A 21,468-nucleotide genomic window follows, 5' to 3' on the forward strand; every position below is an offset into this window, starting at 1 on the left:
CTGCTTATTTCGCCTTACGGCTTTGCCAATTACCAAGATTAAGACATGGGTTGGGAACTTTTAAATTTGTTTATCTCTCCGGGGACGTTGCGATTGATCGTCTGGGCAGTGGCGATAGGCGGTGTCGCTACTTTTTTGGTCGTGCTATGGATAACCGTTTCCGCCGCTCGGCGCAATATCAATAATCCTAAGTTCCGATATCTGGCAATGGGCTTGGTGCTGGCGATATTCCTGGTGCCTGTGGCTTACAAGCTCCATCAAAACCACCAGAAACAGCAGCTTATTGACGCCAAACTAGCCACCATGACCAAGGCCTTGGACCGCTATCACGAACTGTGTAAAGGCGCTGGCGAGAAGATTTACCGTACCGTCGATGATGTCGATGGGGTATTTTTGATGAAACTCGAGTTTGATGAAAGTTCCGGCATCAGCCAGTACAGCATTGATGCCAAGAGTCCTTATGAAGGACTAGGGGATTTCGATACCAGTGGGCTCTATAAGAACGACCATGCCGTTGGTTATATGTCTTTCGATGGGCATATCAGCTCGTTTCTACTGGATCGTATCGTCAGAGGACAAGGTAGTTTCCCTTGGGTTGATAATCCAAAAAAGTACCCTAGACAGCCGGCCTTTCGTTATGTCGAGGCGATTGATCCCTTGGACCGCCAACGCTACCGTTACACCGGCAGTTGGCAGAAATCCGATAAAAACGACCGGGAAAAGTGGCGAAAACTTCGCCAAAAATGGGGATACATTCCGCGTGAGCTGTTAGAACCTGTCGACTTTAATGATGACGGCCCTTTCGAATTTATATTGACCCGAGAACCCGCGGGCAATCCGCCGCCCCGCTATGGGGTGACCTACGACGATCTGGAAACCCCGGAAGAGCGGCAGATGTGGATCGCCGGCAGCGCATTGAAAGTCATCGACCTGCAAACCGGCGAGTTGCTGGGGAAGCGCATCGGCTATCTGCATGATCGGGGTGGCGGCAGCGCGGCTGCTTACCGGCAGCCGTGGTCATTTGCTCAAACCGAAGTTGGCTGGGCTTGTCCCCATCGCCAATATGGTCAGGATCATTTTGTTTTTAAAGTTCTTAATTCTAATTTAGGAGAAACCCAATGAGCGTATCGCCAATAACGACTTATCTGAAATACACGCAACTGCAAGTGGTGGCAGAGGCGTTTTTAACCGATAAATTTACGGGAGAACTTTTGCAAGGAACTCACTTCGACGATGCTTTGTTAAAGGGCAACAAACACACCAGCAGACTCACCCAACCCGAAATTGACGATTTCCAAGCGCATTGGCAAGTCGTCACCCAACAAGCCAACACCGACACCGGTTTCAGTGGCACTCTGTTCAAAAGTACGGACGGCGAATACGTCATCTCCTTCCGCAGCACCGAATTCGTCGAAGATAACATCCGTGACGGCGGTACCAACAACTCCATTCACGATTACGGCTGGGCCTTCGGCCAGATCAGCGACATGATGAAATGGTTCGACGGCCTGAGAAGTAGCGGCCAATTGCCGGCCGACGCCCATTTCACCGTCACAGGCTATTCGTTGGGTGGCCACTTGGCCACCGCGTTCGCGATGCTGGCTCAAGATCAAGGCTGGATAAATCAAATCGATCATGTGTATTTGTTCAACTCGGCCGGTACTGGTGGTCTGAACAATGGCAACAGCCTCGATCAAGTCATCAATAGGTTTGATCAACTTTGGAACAATGGCCAACCCGACGAAAACTTACTGATGTCACTTGCTCAATCCGTCGGTTCAGGGCTGTACGATCAAGCCATCACCGCCGCCAATAATGCCGAAGCCGAATGGCGGCGAGTCCGGACCTTGACCGACAGCACCGGCGAGCCGAATCAATCCTTTTTAGGCGCCATGGGCGATTGGCGCTTTCATCTGGCGATGAAACTGGCCGCAGAAGGCGCAACTACCGGTGCGCCATTTGGGGCCGCCATTCCTTTTACGGACACGCTCTATACCAATACGGGCTTGTCGGACAAAATTACCGAAGTCGCCGGCTCGGGTTTTTCGGCCGTCGCGGTCAGCGGTTATCGGCACACCACTGACCAAGCCATCGTGCAGATCGAAGACCAACCCTTGTGGCGAGGCACCCCGGAGCATATCGCCGACTTGATCGACAATTTCAATGCCAGCTTCAAAGCGTTAGCCATCAGTGATCATTGGGATGTCAACGATTTCGGCGATACGCACAGCTTGGTGCTGATGATAGATTCGCTGACGGTGATGGATACCTTCGCGGCGCTTGATACCAGCGTCACTCTGGAGCAATTAAACCGCCTGATCCAATCGGCCAACAATCGCAATGCCAGTACCGAACCCGGCCAGCAGGGCCAATCCGAAGGCAATACACTGGAAATTTTAGTCGACAAACTATACAAAGCCGTTGTCGGTATCGGCCAAGCACCTGAGTTGCATAATGCCACCTATATCGATTCCAAAACCGGTGCCACAGTCAATCTCACCGACGGCAATTCGTGGTCGAACATCGAGTCTCGCAATGCGTTGCACAATAAATTAGCCGAGATTAAGACTGCGATAAAGACCGAGATCGATGATGGCAAAAGCTTTGCGTTAACCTTGCTAAGCGATGCGAACTCATCCGGCATGGTAGCTAAAGCAACCCAAAACGATGCCGAAGGCTTGGCCTACCGTTTTGCATTGGTCGAACTCAATCCTTTCGTCGTGGCCGGTCTCGATTATGTATCGGCAAATGCAAACGGCGAGCTGAATTTGTATAACTCGGCCAATGGTACCGGCGATCTAACCGAGCAGTATCTTAGAGACCGAGCCGCGATGCTAGATTGGAAACTAAAATACGACGGTGGCAAACACGATTATAACGACTTGATTGTAGCCAATTACCTATCTGCAGTCACTCTAGTAACAGCGAGCAATCCAATCATTCCTAGTGCCTATTTGGCAAGTGAAGCTTTCAAGCTTTATAAGGATAAATCCTATAGTGACGAATGGGATACTTTGCAATTTTCAGGCAATTGGACCTATATCGACAAGACTTTACTGGTCGATGGCGAGCCGCTCAAAATTGTTATTGACGACTTAAGCCTATTTTCGGACGATCATCAAATCGTCTTCGGCTCGCAGTCTGGCGAAATGCTTAACGGCAGCAATACCAGCGACAGGCTCTACGGTGGCGGCGGAGACGACCTATTAACCGGCGGCAAGGACAACGATTACCTGGAAGGCGGCCGTGGTAGCGACATTTATGCCTTCATCGCCGGCGATGGCATGGACACCATTCTGGATACCGATGGTCAAGGTAAAATCACCTTCGAAGGGATACAGGCCAAAGGCCAGACCGGCATTGCCGCCAACCAATGGATACATGCCGGCAACACTTGGCAGGATCTCCAACATAGCATCGGTTACAACTTGGTGGTCCGTGCCGATGGTACTCAGGATTTATTGATCGCTACGGCGAGCAATACCTTATTCGTCAAAAACTGGGCCGAAGGCGAATTGGGTATCAATTTGGCCGCCGGTCAAGCGCCCGCTGCGCCAAATGGTTTGAAGCTGTTCGGCGACCTCAAACCCCTAGACCAAGACCCCAATATCGCTGGCATCCAGATCGGCTATGATGCGCTGGGCAACATCATCGTCGGCACAGAAGCCGATCCCGGCCGGGAAGACACGCTTTACGACGATACCGGCAACGATTTGCTGGAAGGCTATGCCGGCAGCGACATCCTGCTGGCCAATCGCGGCGGCGACAATCTGCTGTACGCCGACCAACAGCAAGGCTTCCAAACGCTGTACGACCAAGGCCAAACCGCTGCGGGTACAGGTTTGCGCGGCGACCTGCTCGCCAGCGGCACGGGCAACGATCAACTCTATGGCAGCACCGGCCAGGATATATTGGCCGGCAGCGACGGCGCCGACGTGTTGGTGGGTGGGGGCGATGACGACATGCTCTACGGCGACGGCGGTATCGCCAACCCAAGTGGGAGTTGGTCCGTGACCCAAGTCGCCGAGCTGGACGAAGACGGCGTGACTCATCACCGCAAGCAACTCAACAGGGCCGTCGTTCAGGCGGCGGCGTTGGGTGGTAACGACATTCTGTACGGCGGCAACGGCAACGACCTGTTGGACGGCGGCCAGGGCAACGACGTGTTGGACGGCGGGGCCGGCCGCGACATCCTGCAAGGCGGCCTAGGTAACGACGTACTCTACGCCGATGAACAAAACGCCGAAGCGGGGTTGGGCTCGGTCCCGGCCGATCGTCTGGGCGACTTTCTCAGCGGCGGTAGCGGTGACGACATGCTGATCGGCGGCGGCCGTTCCGACGCGCTGATGGGCGGCGAAGGTAGCGACTGGCTGGAAGGCGGCGCCGGCAACGACATCATTTTTGCGGATGCCGACTACACCACCCAAGCCAACGACTGGACCTTCGCCAAAACCGACCAGACCTACCCCTTCGCCGACTCGACTCGGCCCAACCTGAACGGCGTCGGCCTCAGCCCGGTGACCGGCGCACTCGATACCGGCGAAGGCGGCGACGATATCGTCTATGGCGGCGACGGCGGCGATTGGGTCATGGGCGGGCGTGGCGATGACGTCATTTACGGCGAAAACGGCATGGATGCCCTCGACGGCGGCGCCGGCAACGACACGGTTTACGGCGGTGCCGACGATGACGCGCTGGAAGGCGATTTAAACGCCGACATCGCGCAACACGGCAATGACTACCTGGACTTAGGCGCGGGCCAAACCCAGCAATTCGCGCGGGGCGGCGGCGGTAGCGACACCATCATCGGCGGCGATACCGCGGACCATATCGAGGGCGACGTGATGATTGTCGGCCTTGCCGCCGATTACCACGGTGACGACACGATCGATGCAAAAGGCGGGAATGACAACGTTTGGGGCGAAGGCGGCGCCGATACGATTTACGGCGGCGAGGGTAACGATTACCTCGAAGGCGACGCCACCGGCATAGCCGCACCGTATCAAGGCGATGACGAGCTGTATGGCGAAGCTGGCGCCGATCAGCTGATCGGCGATGGCGGTAACGACACGCTGGATGGCGGCTTGGACAACGACACCCTGGCGGGCGGCGACGGTCATGATCGGTTAATGGGCGGCGAAGGCGACGATGTGCTGCAGGGCGATGATGGCAATGACACCTTGGATGGCGGTGCCGGCATTGACCGTTTGGAAGGCGGCTTGGGCGACGACACGTACCTGAACCTCGGCGGCGACGATGTCATTCACGACAACGAGGGACGCAATACCTTGCAATTCGCCACGGCCAGCGGCATGGCTGCGGGGGGATTGTCCATCTCGCATTTTGGCGACCAAAATCAATTCATTCGTTTGGGCATCGGCTTAAATAACGGCGATACCGTTCATATCGAAAGCGCGTTTTTCGGCGCGGAAGCGAATCTGGATTTCGCGGATGGCACCCGATTGGATTTGGAAACCCTGGTGGGTACCGCGCTGACCACCGCCTTGGGCCTGAAGCTGGGCGACGACGGCGGTGTCGTGTACGGTGGCGCCGGTAACGATAACCTTTACGGCGGCATCGGTAACGATGCGCTAAGGGGCGCAAACGGCGACGATAAGCTGAATGGCGATGCTGGCGACGACAGCCTCACTGGAGGCGCCGGCAACGACCGGATTACCGGCGGGTTGGGTAGCGACACTTACCGGTTTAACCGGGGCGACGGCCAGGATATTTTGTTATCGACGATCGACACTGCCGTTGGAAAGATCGATAACTTGCAATTTGGGGATGGCGTATCGGTCGGCGACATACGAATGAGTACCTTAGGTACTTCTTTGATCATCGCTATCGAGGGAACCGCCGACAGCCTCTCGGTGGTGGATTTTTTAGCGCAAGACGATGCATTGAATACGGCCAACCCTTTACAGCGCATTCAATTCGCCGACGGCACCGTGTGGGAATTAGCCGATATTCTGGCACGCTTGTACAGTGGCACCGATCGCTCGGAAACGATTGGCGGTACGCTGAATGACGATACGATCCACGGCCAAGGTGGGAACGACACTTTGGCCGGCAAAGCCGGGAACGATACTCTGGACGGCGGTTCCGGCGCCGATAGTTTATCGGGTAACGAGGGCAACGATCTGCTCGGCGGCGGCGATGGCGACGACCGCTTGGTCGGCGACGCGGGCAACGACACGTTGGCTGGTGACGCCGGCAACGATACGCTCAACGGCGGACTGGGCAGCGACGTTTACCGTTTCGGACGAGGCGGCGGTCAGGACGTAATCGAATCACTGTACGACAGTGATATCGGCAAGCTCGATAGCCTGCTCTTCGAGGCGGATGTTTCCCCCTCGGATTTGGTATTCACGGCTTCAGGGACTTCGTTAATCATCAAAATAGCCGGAACCGACGATCAAATGACGGTACGCGACTTCTTTTTCCAGAACAATCCGGGCAACCCGTACAATCCATTACAGCAAATTCGATTTGCCGATGGCGACATTTGGCAATTGACGGACATTCTAGCGAAAGTCTATGCCGGCACTGCGGATGACGACTGGTTAATTGGCACGTTAGCCGATGATTCCATCCAAGGTCAGGCGGGTCACGACACGTTAAACGGGCTGTCGGGAAACGATACCTTGGATGGCGGAGCCGACGCGGATCTTTTGTCCGGCGGCGACGGCGACGATGCGATCCTCGGCGCTAACGGTGACGACAATCTTAAAGGCGATGCCGGAAACGATGTTCTCTACGGCGGCTCAGGGAATGACACGCTTGACGGTGGGTTGGGTAGCGACATCTACTGGTTCGGTCAGGGCGATGGGCAAGACCTGATCGTTTCGGTCGTCGACGGTACCGTCGGCAAGGTCGACACTTTGCGCTTCGCAGCCGGAATAGCGCCGGATGACTTGGTTTTAACGATGACCGCCACCGACTTGGTGATCCGTATCGCGGGTACCACTGACCAGCTGACTGTCCAAGATTTCTTCTACCAAAATACTCCCGGCAATAACCGAAATCCATTGCAACAAATTGTGTTCGCGGAGGGGACTGTTTGGGACTTGGCCGCGATAAAAGCGAAGGTTTATGCCGGAACCGACGCCGATGACGCACTGAGCGGCACGCCGGACGGCGAAGCGATTCAAGGCCAAACGGGAAACGACACGTTGAGCGGCCTCGCGGGCGACGACACGCTGGATGGCGGCGGCGGCAACGATAGCCTGACCGGCGGCGACGGTAACGACATCCTATTGGGCGGTAGCGGCGATGACACGCTGATTGGGGATGTCGGCGACGATCGCTTGGACGGCGGGAGCGGAAACGATGCGATCTACGGCGGCGCGGGTAGCGATACCTATTGGTTCGGCAAAGGCGATGGTCAGGATCAACTCTTCTCGACCAACGATACGTCACTTGGCAAGCTCGATACCCTACAGTTTAAATCCGACGTTACCGCCGCCGAAGTGATGCTTGCCTCATCAGGCACCTCGCTGATCGTCACTATCGCTGGAACCAGTGATCAGATTACGGTTCGCGACTTCTTTTATCAGGACAGTTCCGCCAATTCCTATAACCCGCTACAACAAATCCGATTCGCCAATGGCACCGTTTGGGGATTAGCGGACATCGAGACCCGGTTGTTGGCGGGTTCCAACGCAGACGATCTCCTAAACGGTACGATCGGCGCGGATATTATTTCCGGTCAAGCCGGCGACGACATCCTGTACGGTAAGGGCGGTAACGATACGCTACTGGGCGGCGTGGGCGCCGACATCCTCTACGGCGGCGACGGTAACGACCAGATTGACGGCGAGGACGGCAGCGATCAACTCTATGGCGATGCCGGCGACGATCTGATGGACGGCGGTGCAGGTGAGGACTATCTGTCAGGCGGAACGGGGCGGGACAGTCTGCAAGGCGGCAACGGTAACGATAGTCTTGACGGAGGTGCCGGCGAGGATGTATTGGTGGGAGGCTCCGGCGACGACGTTTACTATGTCGATCAACTGTCTGATCTGATCACGGAGTTATCCGGCGAAGGCATTGATACGGTTCACGCCACATCCAACTATGTGTTGTCGGCCAATCTGGAAAATCTGGTGTTGGAAAGCCCGGGGCTCTATTCGGAAGGTACCGGTAACGCACTCGACAACCACCTTACCGGCAATGATCAGGATAACCGGCTCGATGGCGGCGCTGGCGTGGACATTCTTGAAGGTAAGGGTGGCGACGATCGGTACATTCTAGACACGCTTGACGATCAAATTATCGAAACGCTGGATGGTGGTTTCGACGCTGTCGAAATCTCCCAAAGCTACACCTTGAGTAATTATCTCGAAGAGCTTGTTTTGACTGGTTCGGCGAATATCGACGGCACCGGCAACCAGTGGACGAATCAGTTGATTGGCAACGACGGCGACAACCATCTTTGGGGTGAGGCCGGATTTGATTTGCTGTTCGGGGGAGACGGCAACGATGTGCTGGACGGCGGTACCGAGGGCGACTATATGGCGGGGGGCGACGGTAACGACACCTATTACACGGATGACGTTGCGGATGGTGTGGAAGAATCGTTCGACGACGGCGTTGACGTGGAAATTCGTAGCTTTGACACGAACCGATCGTTGGCGAACGACGTCGAAAACCTGACCTTGGCGGGCGCGGCCTCACAGGGTTACGGCAACGATCTAGACAATGTGATTTCCGGAAATAGCGGCGATAACGTCCTGTGGGGAGGACAGGGTCAAGATACCCTGCTTGGCGGACAAGGTGCGGATTCACTCTTCGGTGATCGGGGTAATGACGTATTGTTTGGCGGACAAGGTAACGACTACTTATCTGGTGATATTGGTGACGACGTGTACGTATTCAATCTCGGCGATGGTCAAGATTTCATCGATACGACGGATTCGCAGGACGCAAACGACTTATTGCGGCTTGGCCCGGGTATTGCCGACACCGACGTGCTTGCGTTCCAATACAACAGCCACTTGTTCCTAAGGATCAAAGGCACTAACGACCAAATTGGTTTTAACGACTATTTTAGCGCGGAATTTAGCTTGGACGGTGAAATTGCCGATCATAAAATCGACGCGATCGAATTCGATAACGGTGTCATCTGGGACCAAACCATGATTCAAACGGTGGTCGATCGAGCTACCAACAATCATGCGCCGACGGTCAATAGTTACCTGCCCTCGCTACAGGCCCGCGCCGGTGATGTATTCAATTATGTGGTGGCGGCAAATACTATCGTCGACGCCGACCCTTGGGACTCGATCATTTACAGCATCAAGATGCAAGATGGTTCCGAGGTCCCAACATGGTTGCATTTCGATCCTGGTACTCGGGTGATGTCGGGTACACCCACGGCGACGGATGTCGGGACGTTCTCATTCGTATTGTGGGGTACCGACAACTACGGTTACGCGGCCGGCGAATATGTCACCCTAACAGTACGAGCACCCAACAGAGCCCCTGTATTATCAACCGCATTGGTAGATCAAGTCGCCCCGCAAGGCGCTAGCTTTAGCTACGCAGTGCCGGCATCGTCTTTTACCGATCCTGATAACGACACTTTGAGTTACAGCGCGACACTTGCGGACGGCTCCGCATTGCCGGTTTGGTTAACGTTCAATGCCGCGACACGTACTTTCACCGGCACGCCAACCGCGTTAGGTACGCTGAGCGTAAAGGTGACGGCGAAAGACACGGACAATCTGACCGCGACCGACGTGTTCGATATCGTGGTCAATGTTCAGAACCTTACCGTGAATGGTACGGCCGCAGCGGAAAGCTTGAATGGCGGCGCAGGTAACGACCTACTCAACGGCTTGGGCGGAAACGATACGATTAACGGCGGTGCCGGAAACGACACGCTCAACGGCGGTACCGGTACCGATTCTCTGTTGGGCGGCGCCGGCGACGACACTTACGTGGTCGATAGCGCCAGCGATGTGGTTACCGAGGCCGTTGGCGAAGGCAATGATGGGGTTCAAGCCAGTGCGACCTACTCATTGAGCGCGAATGTCGAAAACCTGACCTTGACCGGTTCTAGCGCCATCAACGGCACCGGCAATTTATTGAATAATTTACTAATTGGCAATAGCGCTGCCAACACGTTAACCGGCGCCGCCGGCAACGATACGCTAGACGGTGGTGTAGGTAATGACTCGTTGGTAGGCGGCGCGGGCGACGACACTTACTTTGTCGATAGCGCATCGGATGTCATCACCGAGAATGCTGGGGAAGGCACCGATGTCGTGAACAGCGCGGTGACGCTAAGCCTAACGACGAACCTTGAGAATTTGGTACTCACCGGCTCTTCGGCAATCAACGGCACCGGTAACACGCTGAACAACGTGATAACAGGCAACTCTGCTGCTAATTCGCTGTCCGGCGGCAGCGGTGTCGACACCTTAATCGGCGGGGCAGGCAACGACACTTATGTGGTCGATAACATCGCCGATATTGTGACCGAGAATAGCAACGAAGGGATTGATCTGGTTCAGTCGTCCGTGACGTATACACTGGCGGCTAATATCGAAAACCTGACCCTCACCGGTTCTACCGCAATCAATGGCACCGGCAACACGATGGACAATACCCTCACCGGCAACAGCGCCGCAAACTCATTGTCGGGGGTGCTGGTAACGACACACTCAACGGTGGTGCCGGTAACGACGCGCTAATTGGCGGTAGCGGCAACGATACCTATATGGTTGATAGCGTTTCGGATGTCGTTACCGAAGCAGCAGGCGAAGGTATTGATTCGGTCCAGTCCAGTGTCACCTATACGCTGGCAGCTAATGTCGAAAACCTGGCCCTAACCGGGACTAGCGCAATCAATGCCACCGGCAATGCGTTGGATAATGCCCTGATTGGCAACAGCGCCGCCAACAAACTCACTGGTGGGGCCGGGAACGATGTTTTGGACGGCGGGACCGGAAACGACACGATGGTGGGTGGCATGGGAGACGATAGCTATTTCGTCAACGTCAGCACCGACACCATTACCGAAAATGCCAACGAAGGTATCGATACGGTAAACTCAGGCGTCGCATTGACGCTTGGCTCAAATCTTGAAAACCTAATCCTGACCGGTACTTCCGTCATCAACGGCACCGGCAATACCTTGGACAATCGGCTTACCGGTAACAGTGCCGCCAACAGCCTCTCCGGCTTGGCCGGCAACGATACTCTGGACGGACAGGGTGGCGCGGATACGTTGACCGGCGGCACTGGCAACGACACCTACGTTCTGGGCCGGGGCTACGGTGCCGACACCGTGGTCGAGAACGATGCGACGGTGGGTAATACCGATGTGGCCCAGTTCCTGACCGGCGTGAGCGCCGACCAGTTGTGGTTCGTCCATGCGGGGAACAACCTGGAAGTCAGCATCATCGGAACTTCGGATAAGCTGGTCGTGCAAAACTGGTATAGCGGCAGCGCCAACCACGTCGAGCAGTTCAAGACCACGGACGGCAATTTGACCTTGCTGGATAGTCAGGTCGAGAGTCTGGTGTCGGCAATGGCGGCCTTTGCACCGCCGTCGTCGGGCCAAACCACGTTGCCGACGAATTACCAAACCGCGCTGGCGCCGGTGATTGCGGCCAACTGGCAATAAGCGGCGTCAGCGTGTCCCATCCCCGAGGTCAAGCATCTCGGGGATGGGGCGTTGGGGCGCTAACTTTGGTTGAATGAGTTCCCAAGAATCCCTTGGTTCCGCGCTCGAGAATGACGCTCGGTGTGGTTGAGCGCCGCCTCGTTTGTGGGAAGGAAAAGGAATGGAAGCGGCCGCTGTTTTGACGGGCTTGTTAATCCCGCCGCCGTAACCGATCCAGCCATCCAAGCTGCGCCGGCAAACACACCGTGTTGAGATCGTAGCGCTCGATCACCGTTTGCCGGGCGTTGTGCCGCATGGCGGCAAACCCCGCCGGCCCCGCTTTTAAACCTTCGATGACTCGTTCGGCAATCTCGCTGGGCGAGAAGAAATCCACCAACCAACCGTTATCGCCGTCGCGAATCACTTCCTGTACCGGCGCGGTATTCGAAGCCACCACCAGGCAGCCGGCGGCCATCGCTTCCAGCACCGACCAGGACAACACGAAGGGATAGGTCAGGTAGACGTGGACCCTCGATAGTTGCAGTATCTTCAGAAAGGTCGGATACGCCACCTTGCCCAAAAAATGCACCCGCCGCCCATCCAGGGCGTCGCCAAGTTCCGCCTGTAACTGTTGACGATAGGTCTGCCCCGGCGGCAGGCGCTTGCCGTAACTGACCTCATCGCCGCCGACGATCACGATCCGTGCCTGGGGCCGGGCTGCCAGGACGGCCGGCAGACTGCGCATGAAGCTGGGAAAACCGCGATAGGGCTCCAGATTGCGGGCCACGTACGTGACGACTTCGTCGGCCCGGCTCAACGTCAGCCCGGCTTGCGCCAGGGATAAGGCCGCATCCGGATTCGGGCGGACGATGCTCGTGTCGATGCCGTCGTGGATGACGTGCAATTTGTCGTGGTAGCCGGTCGGATAGCGCGATTTCTGCCAGTGAGTGGGACAGAGTCCGGCATCAACCGTATCCAAGGCCAAATAATTACCCAGATTCTTGGTCCGCAAGCGCGGCCCGTCGTCGAAGGCGGTCGGCTCGTTCGGATCGAAACCGACATCGGCGCCGCTCAGCCGGTAAAAGAACTCGAAGTAACCCAGCAGCGGCGATTGCGGGAATACCTCCTTCAAATACCAGATTTCGCCCCAGCCGTTATGACCCAGCATCAAATCCGGTACGAAACCGGCCCGTTTTAAGTCCAGGGCGATGCGGGCGACACTTTGAGCGTTGATCACCGCCGTTTCGGTTTCCCGCAAATATTGGTGAACGCTGTGCGATCGTGCCCGGTGCGGTCGGTAGACCATTTTCCGCACGCCCGGCAGTTCGCCTTCCGAACGTTGGGTGATAAACACGACTTGATGGCGGGGATCGGCGGCCAGATGGGCGGCCAAGTGGCGATACTGGCCGGGGAAATTTTGATGGACGAATAGGCATTTCATCGGAGCTTAGCGCTTGATGTTGGGTTGTTTGCGGTGTGTGTCGTCGTTTGGCGGATCGGCGAATACCGTTCTATGGCGTTCATCACTGTTTGGCGCTGATAGCCGGCCGACCGTTTCCGTATCGCCCTTCAGCCTGCTCGATCAGGTCCCGTCCCAACAAACCGCTGCTGGTGAACAAGCGCAAGCGGGCCGCTCGCCAGTCGGCGAGGGTGCGCAGGCGTTCCTGGCGGGCGTCGGCCAACGCGGTCTGGGTATTCAGCAGTTCCAGAATGTCGGCGGCGCCTTTGTCGTAACGCCGCCGGGAGCTGTCGACCGCGGCTTGCGCGCTGTCCAGCCAAGTCGCCGAATAGCTGAGGTTGCGCAGCGCGGCTTCGGCCTCGGCGTGGGCCTTGACCACATCCAGCAGGGTCTGCCGCTCGGTGTCGGCCAGTTCGGCCGCGCGCTGCTCGGCTTGGGCCTGAGCGCCGCGGATTTTGTAGGTGCGGACAAAGCCTTCGAACAGTGGGATGGTCAGATTGATACCGATAGTTTCCACTCTCGTTTGGTTTTGCGACAGGGCTTGATTGGGGTAGCCGTTTTGATAGGCGTTCAGGCTAAAGTCCAGCGTCGGCAAACCTTCGGCGCGGGCCTGAACGATACGTTCCTTGGCGGCTTCCCACTGGGCTTGGGCCGCGACGATGGCCGGATGGCGGCGCTGGGCTTCGGCCAGCCAGGTTTGCAAATCGCGGCCGTCTTGGGCCAGCGTCTTGCCGGCCACCGCCGTGTCGACGTTGTCCGGCAAATTCAGTAGCGTTTCCGGCGCGATACCCATCGCCTGGCGCAGTACCGCCAAGGCCTTGCGGTAGTCGCCGTCGGCCCGGCTGCGTCCCAATGCCGCCTTGGCCAGGGCGGTTTCGGCTTGCAGGGTATCGCTACGGCCGCTGACGCCGCCGGCCTCGCGGCGGCGGGCGCTCGTCAGGGTCTGGCCGGACAGGGCCTCGCTATCGGTCTTGGCCTGCCGTTGGGCGTTGGCGGTTTGGGCGTCGAAATAGGCTTGAATCACGCCGTCCAGGATGCGTTGAAACACCGCGTCTTGATTGGCCAGCGCTTGGGTCAATAGCCAGTTGGCGGCGGCCAGATTGGCCGCGCGGCCACCGAAGTCGAACAAGCGCCAACTCAGATTGCCGTATAAGGTAAAGCCGTCGGTCTCGCTCGAGGGGATGGATGAATCCGGATATTGGTAATAACTGTTCAGATGGTTGACGGCCGCGTTCACGGTCGGCCAATATCCGGCCTTGGCCACGCCGAGATTGGCGGCCTGGATTTTGAGTTCGGCCCAGGCGGCTTGGGCTTGCGGATGATTGCATAGCGCCAGATCGACCGCGTCATCCAGCAGCAACGGCGTTGCGAAGTCTTTTTCAACCGGACAGACGATGCTTTGCCGGTCGCCCGGCAACACCGCGCCCTGCGTCAGCACTGGCGGCCGGGTATTGAGCGGATCGTCGAGCATGTCGGGAATGTTGGGTACGGGGGATAGATCAACACTTAGGGCCAACTTGGGCATTAGGCCCAGCGCCACACTCAGCGCCAGTGCCGTGGCCGAACGGCCTGGGCGGCAAGCTGTTCGCACCGTTTTGGCGTTAACGCTCACGCAAGCTTTCCCGGCCGTGCTGCAACAGCGGCGTCAACACGTATTCGATGACCCGGCGCCGGCCGGTTTTGATGTCGGCCTGGATCGACAAGCCGGGCGACAGCGCGGCATCATGGCCGTCGACCGCCAGCGTGGCTTGGTCGAGGGCGATGCGCACGCTGTAGATCAAGCCTTTTTTCTCGTCTTGAATCGCATCGCGCGACACGTGGGCCACCTGGCCAGTGACGGTGCCGTATTTGGTATAGGGGAAGGCGTCGATCTTGACTTCGGCGCGTTGGCCTTCCCGAACGAAACCGATGTCTTTGTTTTCCAGGGTAGCTTCGACTTCGACCGTACTGTCTTGCGGCACCAATTGCAGCAGCGGCTGGGCTGCGGCGACCACACCGCCGACGGTATGCGCGGCCAGTTGCAGGACGGTACCGGCCACCGGGGCGCTCAGCTTCAGCAAGCGGCCGTGGGCGTCGGCGCGGGCAGCGTCCTGGTCGGCGTCGCTGGCCAGTTTGCCGGCTTGGGTGCGTTCGTCGAAGGCCAATTTGCGAGTCTCGGCAATCAGCGCGGCGCGCTGGTTTTTGGCGCTGTCCAACTGGCCTTGCAGCTCGATACGGGCTTGTTCCTTTTCCAGGTAGGCATGCGGGGCGACGTCGTGGGCCTCGGCCAAGGCTTGAAAGTCGCGGGCTTGTTGCGCGGCCAGCGGCAGCGCCGCTGCGTAACGGGCGATATCGCCGTCCAGGCGCTGCCGCTTGGCGATGAAGTCGCGGTATTGGCCCGCCAAATGCGCCAACGCGGCTTGGTACTTGGCCGCGGGTACCTCGGCGGGACAGGCGAAGGCCGGCGCCTTGCCATGATCGATGGCGTCGATCAAGGCCTCGGCCCGCGCCTCCTGCAAGCGGGCTTCGATATAGTTGGCCCTGGCCTTGTCGCGTTCGGCGTCGAAGGCGCTGCTGTCCAGGTCCAGTAACGGGTCGCCTTGCTTGACGAACTGGCCTTCGCGCACGTAAATCGCCGCGACGCTGGCGGTATCGACCGAGGCGATGGTCTTGGTACGGGCGCTGGGGATGATTTTGCCGGCGGCGTTGACGATGATGTCCACTTCGCCCAGACAGGCCCAGGCCAGCGTCGCGGCGACCAACGCCATCAACAGCCAAGCCACGCCGCGGCCCAAGGGCGAGACCGGTTTGGCCTGCAAGGCTAGGGCCGCCGGCAGAAACTCGGCTTCGTCGTTCGAGAGTGGCGGGCGATCCAGCTCTCGGCGCCGTTGCCAGAAGTAACGGAAGGTGTCGCGGTAACGGCCCCACAGTTCGGCGTAGGCTTGCAATCGGTGGCGCAGGCTCATGCCCCGGCCTGCTGCAGTTGGTACAAGTGGGCGTAGATGCCGTTCGGTACTTGCAGTAGCTCTTGATGCCGGCCGGTCTCGGCGATCTGGCCGCGTTCCATGACCACGATACGGCTGGCGTCGCGCACCGCCGACAAGCGGTGAGCGATGATCAATACGGTACGGCCCTGGCAGATGCGGCGCATATTGTCCTGAATGACTTTTTCCGATTCGTAGTCCAAGGCGCTGGTGGCTTCGTCGAAGATCAAAATCCGCGGATTGCCGATCAGCGCTCGGGCAATGGCGATGCGCTGGCGCTGACCGCCGGACAGACCGGTGCCGTGTTCGCCGACCAGGGTGTCGTAGCCTTCCGACAATTCGCAGATGAACTCGTGGGCACCGGCCAGTTTGGCGGCTTCGATGACGGCTTCGAACGGCAAGGCCGGGTTGACCAGGGCGATGTTGTCGCGAATCGAGCGGTTGAATAAGGTGTTTTCCTGCAACACCACGCCGATTTGCTGGCGTAGCGAGGCGGTGTCGATAATGCCGATGTCGTGGCCGTCGATCAGTACCCGGCCGCGGTCCGGCACGAACAGACGCTGCACCAGCTTGGTCAGGGTGCTTTTGCCGGAACCGGAGCGGCCGACGATGCCGATCACTTCGCCCGGCGCGATGTTTAAATTCACTGCGCGAATCACGTCCGGCGCATCCGGCCGGTAGCGAAACGAGACTTGGTCGAATTCGATGGCGCCGGCAATGCGCGGCAGCCGGGTTTTTTGGCCCATGATTTCGCTACGGGTGTTGAGAATATCGCCCAGGCGGCGCATCGAGATGCCGACTTGTTGAAAGTCGTTCCACAGCTGCGCCAACCGTAAGATCGGCGCCGAGACCTGCCCGGACAGCATGTTGAAGGCCACCAGTTCGCCGACGGTCAGTTGGCCGTCGACCACCAGCGTGGCGCCCAGCCACATGATGGCGGCGGTCACCAGTTTGCTGATCAGGTTGACGCCGCCGCCGGCCAAGGTCGCCGCCTGCGTCACCGCCAGGCCGGCGGACACGTAAGCGGCCAGTTGTTTCTCCCAGTGCTGGGTCCAACGCGGTTCGACCGCCATCGCCTTGACCGTGTCGATACCGCTGATGGTTTCGACCAAAAAGGCCTGACTCTCGGCGCCACGGTTGAATTTCTCGTCGAGTCGAGCCCGAATCACCGGGGTGAACGCCACCGACAACAAAATATACAGCGGTATCGATACCACGACGATCAGGGTCAGCCACGGGCTGTAGTACAGCATCACGCCGATGAATATCACCGAGAACAGCAAATCCAGCAACAAGGTGATGGCATTACCGGTCAGAAACGAACGGATATTCTCCAGCTCGCGGACTCTGGCGACCGAATCGCCGACCCGGCGCGCCTGAAAATAAGCGGTCGGCAGGGCCAGCAAATGCTTGAACAAGCGGGCGCCCAGTTCCACGTCGATCTTACTGCTGGTATGAGCGAACACCCAAGTGCGGATGCCGGACAAGGCGGCTTCGAACAGCATCGCGCCGATTAAGCCGATCGCAATCACGTTCAAGGTCTTCATCGCGTGGTTGACCAGCACCTTGTCCATCACCACTTGGAAAAACAGCGGCGTGACCAGGCCTATCAGTTGCAACACCAGCGAAATCAACAGCACTTCGCCGAACAGCTTGCGGTACTTGATCAGGGCGGGAATGAACCAGGTGAAATCGAATTGCGCGGCCTCGCCGGCATAGCTGGCCTTGGAAGTGAAAAACAGCAGCTCGCCAGTCCAGCAGGCCAGCAACTCGGCCAACGTCAACACCGTTGGCGGTTCGCCGGGGCGCTGGATCAGGACTTTGGCGTCGGCGTTTGGCGAGCGCTGATTGCCGGCCGGCTGGCCGCCCGGAGCCGAAACCACGGGCGCCGGCACCCCGGCATCGAATTTGGCTAGGATGAAGTAGCGGCCGTCGATGTCCTTCGCCATTGCCGGCAACGGCGCTAACGCTAAACGTTGCGGGTCTTGCCGGCGCAACTGGGCGGTCAAGCCCACCCGTTGTGCGGCCAATTGCAAGGCTCGGTGGTCGAAACGGTAGCGCCCCTCGCGATCCGGCACCAACATCGGCCCAAACTCGTGGCGCAACGCCGCTTCGTCGGCGGCCACGCCGTGGAAGGCGGCCATCATTAATAACGCGGCTAGTCCGGTGTCCAGGTCGGCGGGGGCGGATAGGCTCATCGGTTATACGTCCAGGCTATCCCGCACTGATCGAGCGATGACATTTTAGACTGCAGGACGAAACCAGAAATTAAGAAGCGTTGCGAAACTGACACAGTATCCTTACCACGTTAATTGAAGCGATGATCGAATGTCGGCGATGGCAATCCCTGAACCGGTACAGGCTTTGATCTCGCATTCGATCCACTGAAATTCGGCGCTAATTTACCGAGATTCCAGTGCGCTGTCCAACCCTGATATCGGAACTTGCCTTCGCCAGTGTGTGCTCATTCGGGGACGGCGCCAAGAGACAGGGTCTCGAGGCACCTATCCGCTGAGCTTATTGCCAATTCGCCACAATCACTGGCGCCAAGGTGGTTTGGTAATTGGCCGGCAGCGCGGTTTGGCCGGCCGCTGGCGGCGCGAAGGCCGCCATTGCCGAAACCAGGTTCTCAACCCGGCTGTCGACCAAGGTATGGTTGCCGTCGGCGGTCTTGAACTGTTCGACATGGGCGGCACTGCCGGCGTACCAATCCTTGAGCACCAGTTTATCCGACGTACCGATCACGCTGACTTCCAGGTTATTGCCCGCGTGGACGAACCACAACTGGTCCGCGCCGACGCCGGTCAGAAATTGCACGACATCGGTATTCCCGGCCGTGGCGTCGTTTTCCATGACCAAATCGACGCCGTCGCCCCTGGCAAAGCTATAGACGTCGTTGCCCGCGCCGCCAACCAAAGTATCGGCGCCTTTGCCGCCCTTGAGGGTGTTGGCGCCGGTGTTGCCGTAGATCGTGTTGTCCAGACCGTTGCCGGTGGCGTTAATCGCTGTCGTACCGGTTAGACCTAAATTCTCCACGTTGTCGGTCAAGGTGTAGCTGACGCCGGCGTACACCGTGTCGCTACCTTCGCCGGTCGCTTCAACGACGACATCGCCGGCATTGTCCACTTCGTAGATGTCGTTGCCTTGGCCGCCGCGCAAGGTGTCGGCACCGGCACCGCCTTTTAGGGTATTGGCGCCGCTATTGCCGTAGAGGACGTTATTTAGGCTATTGCCGGTAGCGTTAAGCGCAGCCGTACCGGTTAAGCCCAAATTCTCTACATTGTCGGCCAGGGCGTAGCTGACACCGGCGTACACCGTATCGCTACCTTCGCCGGCCGCTTCAACGACGACATCCCCGGCATTGTCCACCTCGTAAGTGTCGTTGCCTTGGCCGCCGCGCAAGGTGTCAGCGCCGGCCCCGCCTTTTAGGGTATTGGCTCCACTATTGCCGTAGAGAACATTGTTCAGACTATTACCATTGGCGTTGATCGCCAGCGTGCCAGTCAACGCGAGATTTTCCACGTGGTCGGTCAAGGTATAGCTAACGCTAGACCTCACAATGTCGACTCCACCGTTTGCCAATTCCGTAATCATATCGTTAGCGTTGTCAACAACGTAGGTATCGTTGCCCAAACCTCCGACGAGTCGATCAATACCCGCTCCTCCGTCCAAAATGTTGGCCTCGTCGTCACCGGTCAATGAATTGTTAAGCTCATTGCCGGTAATATTCAATCCTGACTGCAAGGACTGCGCGTTTTCGACATTTTCTGCCAGTGTATATGTCAACCCCGCTGCAAAACCAGACAGGCGAACCGTATCCCAACCTTCTCCAGCCTTTTCCAGCACGTTATCGACGTTGCCATCGTCAGCCGAAAGATAGTAAATGTCATTACCGGTTCCACCGACCAAAGTATCCAAACCTTTACCACCATCCAGTTCGTCATTACCAGAAAACCCGTTAAGCAAATTATTCAAAGCATTGCCGTTCAAAATATTGCGCAGCGCATTCCCGTTTGCGGTCGTTGCCGAATCGCCTATCAATGAAATATTTTCTATATTTTCTCCTAATGAGAAATTGACATAGGCTAGAACTGTGTCGAAACCTGAGTTGACGTAGCCATCGACGTCCCAGATCAAACTATTATCTTCAAACACAATGTCGCCGAGATTGTCGACAATATAAACATCGTTCCCGACACCGCCATCCATAAAGTCGGCACCTAACCCGCCATCCAGTGTGTCGTCGCTTCCAAAACCAGCTTCATCAATTAATCGGTTATCTAAAGCGTTTCCGATTAACCGGTTGCTGGTTTCATTCCCCGTGGCTCTGATAGCTGTCGATCCAATCAATGTGAGATTCTCGATATTGGAATACATGCCTAAGGTATAGTCGACGTTCGATTGTACAGTATCAAAACCCTCGTTTAAATTTTCAACGATCACATCCGATTGCTTGTTAAGAATATAAAGATCATCTCCAATACCGCCATATAGCGTATCAATACCATCAGTAACACCTCCGCCGCCGTTCAGCGTGTCGTCGCCCGAGTGACCAATTAGCCTGTTCGCTAAAGCGTTTCCAGTCATATGCGTACCCGACGCTGAAGTTGCTCGCATCACTTCGATATCGTTGAAACCGTCGTTGCTTAACGTATAGTTGCCCAAAATCCATACGGTATCCACTCCCTCTCCGGTGCCTTCGAATATGACATCGTTCGCATTGTCTATTACATATTCATCGTCCCCCAATCCACCTGCTAGGAAATCGACACCCTCGCCACCGTTAAGTAAATTGTCGCCGTCATCCCCTGAAATGTCATTGTCGAGATTGTTGCCATGGAGTGTTAACCCAAACCCATTTGAGCTAAGGTTTTCAATGTTCGATGACAGGTTGAGAACATCGTCCTCGGTGATAACCGTATCGATACCTTGATTTTCAGTTTCAATGATAGTGTCGCCGAAAATAAAATAGGTATCGTCACCCAGTCCGCCCGATAAGGTGCTTGATCCATTTCCGGTTAGCGTGTTATCGAGTTGGTTGCCGGTTATCCTGTGGCCTAAAGAACCTAATGCAATGACATTTTCCACATTACTATAATGATTAAGATCAATGTCCGAATCACCGAACACCTGGTCAAAACCGCCGTCCGCCAGTTCGATAATGACATCGCCAATATCGACATAGTAGGTATCGTCGCCATCGCCACCTTGCAAAACGTCATCTCCGGATCCGCCATCAAGCGTGTCGTCGCCGTAGTAAGCACCACCCTTCAACGAATCGTTTCCGTCCTCGCCCAACAGTAAGTCGTTTCCATCGCCACCGTCCAAATAATCGTTACCCGCACCGCCATGTATTTCGTCATTCGTATACCAAGACCACCCGTCTTCCCAATCGTTAGCGTAAGCTAACACCGTATCGTCGCCTTCCAAGG

Annotated in this window: 8 protein-coding genes; 3 read left to right on the forward strand and 5 right to left on the reverse strand. The window is 57.1% G+C overall.

Going from position 1 to position 21,468, the window contains the following annotated elements:
• The first annotated feature begins 45 nt into the window (after positions 1–45).
• From ACP4CD_RS22595 to ACP4CD_RS22605, 3 genes are read left to right on the forward strand one after another with little or no spacing between them, the layout of a single operon-like run.
• Positions 46–1,122 carry a hypothetical protein gene (locus ACP4CD_RS22595; protein WP_426992734.1) on the forward strand — a complete coding sequence of 359 codons (1,077 nt, stop codon included), beginning with the start codon at positions 46–48 and terminating at the stop codon, positions 1,120–1,122.
• A complete protein-coding gene (locus ACP4CD_RS22600; RefSeq protein WP_426992736.1) occupies positions 1,119–10,700 on the forward strand; it encodes a calcium-binding protein in 9,582 nt (3,193 codons plus the stop codon). The genes ACP4CD_RS22595 and ACP4CD_RS22600 overlap by 4 nt, the downstream gene beginning before the upstream one ends.
• Positions 10,643–11,635, forward strand: coding sequence for a calcium-binding protein (locus ACP4CD_RS22605; protein ID WP_426994723.1), 993 nt, complete (start codon positions 10,643–10,645; stop codon positions 11,633–11,635). The genes ACP4CD_RS22600 and ACP4CD_RS22605 overlap by 58 nt, the downstream gene beginning before the upstream one ends.
• A gap of 190 nt (positions 11,636–11,825) precedes the next feature.
• Here the strand turns inward: ACP4CD_RS22605 and ACP4CD_RS22610 are convergent, their stop codons facing one another.
• From ACP4CD_RS22610 to ACP4CD_RS22630, 5 genes are all read right to left on the reverse strand, one after another.
• Positions 11,826–13,055, reverse strand: coding sequence for a glycosyltransferase family 4 protein (locus tag ACP4CD_RS22610; protein ID WP_281021067.1), 1,230 nt, complete (start codon positions 13,053–13,055; stop codon positions 11,826–11,828).
• Positions 13,056–13,137: 82 nt separating this feature from the next.
• On the reverse strand, positions 13,138–14,685 hold the full coding sequence (locus ACP4CD_RS22615) for a TolC family protein (protein ID WP_426992738.1): 1,548 nt from the start codon (positions 14,683–14,685) through the stop codon (positions 13,138–13,140).
• Positions 14,675–16,018, reverse strand: a complete 1,344-nt coding sequence (locus tag ACP4CD_RS22620) for an HlyD family type I secretion periplasmic adaptor subunit (protein WP_426992739.1) — start codon at positions 16,016–16,018, stop codon at positions 14,675–14,677. Before ACP4CD_RS22620 ends, ACP4CD_RS22615 begins: the two co-directional genes overlap by 11 nt.
• Positions 16,015–18,234 carry a type I secretion system permease/ATPase gene (locus ACP4CD_RS22625; RefSeq protein WP_426992741.1) on the reverse strand — a complete coding sequence of 740 codons (2,220 nt, stop codon included), beginning with the start codon at positions 18,232–18,234 and terminating at the stop codon, positions 16,015–16,017. Before ACP4CD_RS22625 ends, ACP4CD_RS22620 begins: the two co-directional genes overlap by 4 nt.
• A 319-nt stretch (positions 18,235–18,553) precedes the next feature.
• Positions 18,554–21,466 (reverse strand): calcium-binding protein, encoded by a 2,913-nt coding sequence (locus ACP4CD_RS22630; protein WP_426992742.1) that lies wholly within the window; start codon positions 21,464–21,466, stop codon positions 18,554–18,556.
• Positions 21,467–21,468 lie beyond the last annotated feature (2 nt).

Origin of the sequence: Methylomonas stagni (genome assembly GCF_050154735.1) — a bacterium.
Classification (GTDB): Bacteria; Pseudomonadota; Gammaproteobacteria; order Methylococcales; family Methylomonadaceae; genus Methylomonas; species Methylomonas koyamae_A.